Origin of the sequence: Mesorhizobium sp. M1A.F.Ca.IN.020.06.1.1 (assembly GCF_004023265.1) — a bacterium.
Lineage (GTDB): Bacteria > Pseudomonadota > Alphaproteobacteria > Rhizobiales > Rhizobiaceae > Mesorhizobium.
In genome coordinates this window covers 1-3527 of the sequence record NZ_RZSR01000292.1, presented here as the reverse complement: position 1 = coordinate 3527, position 3527 = coordinate 1, and the positions used below count along the sequence as shown (strand labels likewise).

General features: G+C 65.0%; 7 protein-coding genes. 5 read left to right on the top strand and 2 right to left on the bottom strand.

The window, feature by feature from the left end:
- Nucleotides 1-25 precede the first annotated feature (25 nt).
- From EOA60_RS14925 to EOA60_RS14910, 4 genes are read left to right on the top strand one after another with little or no spacing between them, the layout of a single operon-like run.
- On the top strand, nucleotides 26-436 hold the full coding sequence (locus EOA60_RS14925) for a VOC family protein (protein WP_095825079.1): 411 nt from the start codon (nucleotides 26-28) through the stop codon (nucleotides 434-436).
- Nucleotides 437-1111 carry an RdgB/HAM1 family non-canonical purine NTP pyrophosphatase gene (gene rdgB, locus EOA60_RS14920; protein WP_095825080.1) on the top strand — a complete coding sequence of 225 codons (675 nt, stop codon included), beginning with the start codon at nucleotides 437-439 and terminating at the stop codon, nucleotides 1109-1111.
- Complete coding sequence (gene hemW, locus EOA60_RS14915; RefSeq protein WP_095825081.1) at nucleotides 1108-2286, top strand: radical SAM family heme chaperone HemW; 1179 nt, start codon at nucleotides 1108-1110, stop codon at nucleotides 2284-2286. Before rdgB ends, hemW begins: the two co-directional genes overlap by 4 nt.
- Entirely contained in the window at nucleotides 2283-2606 is a 324-nt protein-coding gene (locus tag EOA60_RS14910; protein ID WP_095825082.1) for a low molecular weight protein tyrosine phosphatase family protein, read from the top strand. The genes hemW and EOA60_RS14910 overlap by 4 nt, the downstream gene beginning before the upstream one ends.
- 82 nt (nucleotides 2607-2688) lie before the next feature.
- Here the strand turns inward: EOA60_RS14910 and EOA60_RS14905 are convergent, their stop codons facing one another.
- Nucleotides 2689-2877 carry a hypothetical protein gene (locus EOA60_RS14905; protein ID WP_067003209.1) on the bottom strand — a complete coding sequence of 63 codons (189 nt, stop codon included), beginning with the start codon at nucleotides 2875-2877 and terminating at the stop codon, nucleotides 2689-2691.
- 7 nt (nucleotides 2878-2884) lie between these two features.
- On the bottom strand, nucleotides 2885-3082 hold the full coding sequence (locus EOA60_RS14900) for a hypothetical protein (RefSeq protein ID WP_067003211.1): 198 nt from the start codon (nucleotides 3080-3082) through the stop codon (nucleotides 2885-2887).
- 153 nt (nucleotides 3083-3235) lie between these two features.
- On the opposite strand from EOA60_RS14900, the gene EOA60_RS14895 reads away from it, so the two are divergent.
- On the top strand, nucleotides 3236-3527 hold a 292-nt coding region (locus EOA60_RS14895), incomplete at its 3' end, for an SAM-dependent methyltransferase (protein ID WP_245502564.1).

Genomic DNA, 3527 nt, shown 5'->3' with positions numbered 1-3527 from the left:
CCGGCAGGGCAGAGGGGGGCGTCTCGTGACCCCCTCCGCGATTTTGGAATCAGCACTCTATGTGACTGATCTGGCTGAGGCCGAAGCCTTCTATCGCGACATCCTCGGCCTGGATCCGCTGGGCAAGGTCGAAGGCCGCCACGTCTTCTTCCGCTGCGGCAACGGCGTGCTGCTCATCTTCAATGCCGAGGCGGCGAAAATTCCGCCGGCGCCCGACGCCAGGCTGAAGGTGCCGCCGCACGGCACGGTCGGCGAAGGGCATCTTTGCTTCACCGCGACTGCGGCCGAGATCGCCGAATGGCGCAAGCATTTGGCGGCCAAGAACATCGCCATCGAAAGCGATTTCGAGTGGCCGCAGGGCGGACATTCGATCTATATCCGCGACCCTTCGGGCAATTCGATCGAGTTCGCCGAACCAAGGATCTGGGGTCTCTGAATGCATTCTTTGAACGGACAAAAGATCGTCGTCGCCAGCCACAATGAAGGCAAGCTGCGCGAATTCGCCGACTTGATGGCCCCGTTCGGCTTCGAGGCGAAGTCGGCCAAGGATTACGGCCTGCCGGAACCGGACGAGACCGGCACGACCTTCGAGGAGAATGCCTATATCAAGGCCTATGCCGCCGCCAAGGCCACCGGCCTGCCGGCGCTGTCGGACGATTCGGGGCTCTGCGTCGACGCGCTCGACGGGGCGCCCGGCGTCTACACCGCCAACTGGGCCGAGACGGCGGACGGCACACGCGATTTCGGCATGGCCATGCAGCGCACCGAAGTGGCCCTGCAGGAGGTCGGCGCGACCGAGCCGGCGCAGCGCACCGGCCGTTTCGTCGCCGTCATCTGCCTCGCCTTTCCCGATGGCGAGGCCGAATATTACCGCGGCGAGGCCGAAGGCACGCTGGTCTGGCCGCCGCGCGGCACGCTCGGCTTCGGCTACGATCCGGTGTTCCTGCCCAACGGCTTCGCCAAGACTTTTGGCGAGATGAGCGCCGAGCAAAAGCATGGGAAGCCCGGCCAGGCAACAGCCCTGTCGCACCGCGCCCGCGCCTTCCAGAAGTTTGCCCAGGCCCGCTTGGATTTGGCGCGGCTGGATCTGGCGCGGCTCAAGTCAAAATGATCGGAACAGGCCAGACCATGCCGCTCGACCGCAGCCCCGGCTTCGGCGTCTATATCCATTGGCCGTTCTGCGCGGCCAAATGCCCTTACTGCGACTTCAACAGCCACGTTCGCCACCAGCCGGTCGACCAGGAGCGTTTTGCGCGGGCCTTCGAGACGGAGCTCAAGACGATGCGCGCCCGCACCGGGCCGCGCGAGGTGACCAGCGTCTTCCTCGGCGGCGGCACGCCGTCGCTGATGAAGCCGGAAACGGTGTCAGCGGTTCTGGAAGCCGTAGCGAAGAACTGGACGGTGCCTGCCGGGATCGAGGTGACGCTGGAGGCCAACCCGTCCTCGGTCGAGGCGGAGCGCTTCCGCGGTTATCGGGCGGCCGGCGTCAACCGTGTCTCGCTCGGCGTGCAGGCGCTGAACGACAAGGACCTGCGCTTCCTCGGCCGGCTGCACAATGTCGAGGAGGCGCTGCACGCCATCGGGCTGGCGCGGGAAATCTTTCCGCGGCTCTCCTTCGACCTGATCTATGCGCGGCCCGGCCAGACGCCGGAGGCTTGGGCTTTAGAGCTTGAGGAAGCGATCGGGCACGCCGCCGACCACCTGTCGCTCTATCAGCTCACGATCGAGGAGGGCACGCCGTTCCATGCACTCCACTCAGCCCGAAAATTCGTCCTGCCCGACAACGACCATGCCGCCGACCTCTACGCGCTGACGCAGGAGGTGACCGCGGCGCACGGGCTTCCGGCCTACGAAATCTCCAACCACGCGCGGCCGGGCGCGGAAAGCCGGCACAACCTGACTTATTGGCGCTACGGCGAATATGTCGGCGTCGGACCCGGCGCGCATGGCCGCTTCGTCGAGAACGGCCGCCGTACCGTGACGGTCGCGGAAAAGATGCCTGAGACCTGGGCCAACCTGGTCGAAGCCAGGGGCCATGGCGTCAACGGCGGCGAGGTGCTGACGCGCGCCGAAGAAGCCGACGAGTTCCTATTGATGGGGCTGCGGCTGGCCGAAGGCATCGACCTCCAGCGCTACGAGACGCTTGCCGGGCGTAGTCTGGCGAGCGACCGATTGTCGGTGCTGCAGGAAGAGGGGCTGGTGGCGCCGGTCGGCAACGCCCGCCTCCGCGCCACGACCGCCGGCATGATCGTGCTCGATGCGGTGGTGGCAGACCTCGCGCGGTGAAAAAGGTTCTCTTCGTCTGCAGCCAGAACCGCCTGCGCAGCCCTACCGCCGAGCAGGTGTTTTCCAGGCGCCGCGACCTCGAGGTCGAATCGGCCGGCACCAATAACGGCGCGGACAACCCGCTGACGCATGAACTGGTCGCGTGGGCCGAGATCATCTTCGTCATGGAGAAGGCGCATCGCGTCAAGCTGCAGAAGAAGTTCCGGTCAAGCCTGATGCGGGCACGGGTGATCTGCCTCGACATCCCGGACAACTATGCGTTCATGGATCCGGAACTGGTGCGGCTGCTCGAGGCGAAGGTCACTAACTATCTGGGCTGAATGGCGTCAGGCGCCAAGCATGGCGATTCGCTCCTCGCTCCGCCTGGGATGAGGCGAGAGATTGCGAAGGGTCGCAGCTGCTCTAGGCGTCGTGCTTCTGACGCTGCTTCCCGCGATCCTTTTCCGCATGCGCGTCGCCGGAACGGCCCTGCTTCAGGTCGGTCTTGTCGCGGCGGTTCCCGTGCTGGGCGGCGATCGGATGGGAAGGAATGCCCTCGCGGGCGGTCTTGCTTTCGAGTCGTGTGATGAAAATGTCGAAGCGATTGGGCATCGTCCGGTCAGTGCTCCGTCGTGCTTTCGGTTTCGGTCGAGGCGTCTTGAACCGCGGGGCTTGGAAGCGGCTTCATCGCTTCCTTGTCCTTTGTCCTGGCGGAGGGTTCCCGATCCTCCGAACCGGCAACCTTCTCCGATCCGGCAAAGCGCTTGCAGCCCGAATAATAGGGCGTGAAAGCGTCTTGAATGATCAGGCTGTCCATCCTGTCCTCCTCCTCGGGAATCAGGGGTAAAATCCGCCTTACGCGGTTTGGTTCCGCATCGTGGCAAAGGCATGGCGATTCCCTTGCATCGCCATCACGTTTTGCAACCGCAGATCAGCCGTGGCAAACAGTGGCGCGTGGGGAGGGCCTCAATTGACCGGCGACAAACGCAGCTATGTAATCGGGCAGACCGAAATTGCGGCGCGGCCGCTGGAGCCGGCGCTCTATCTGGTGGCGACGCCGATTGGCAATCTCGCCGATGTCACGCTGCGTGCGCTGGAGACGCTGGCCGGCGCCGACATCGTTGCCTGCGAGGACACCCGCGTCTCGCGCGTGCTGCTCGAACGCTACGGCATTCGCCGGCGCACCACGGCCTATCACGAGCACAATGCGGCCGAGGCCGGGCCGAAGCTGATCGAGTCGCTCGCTGCCGGACAAAGCGTGG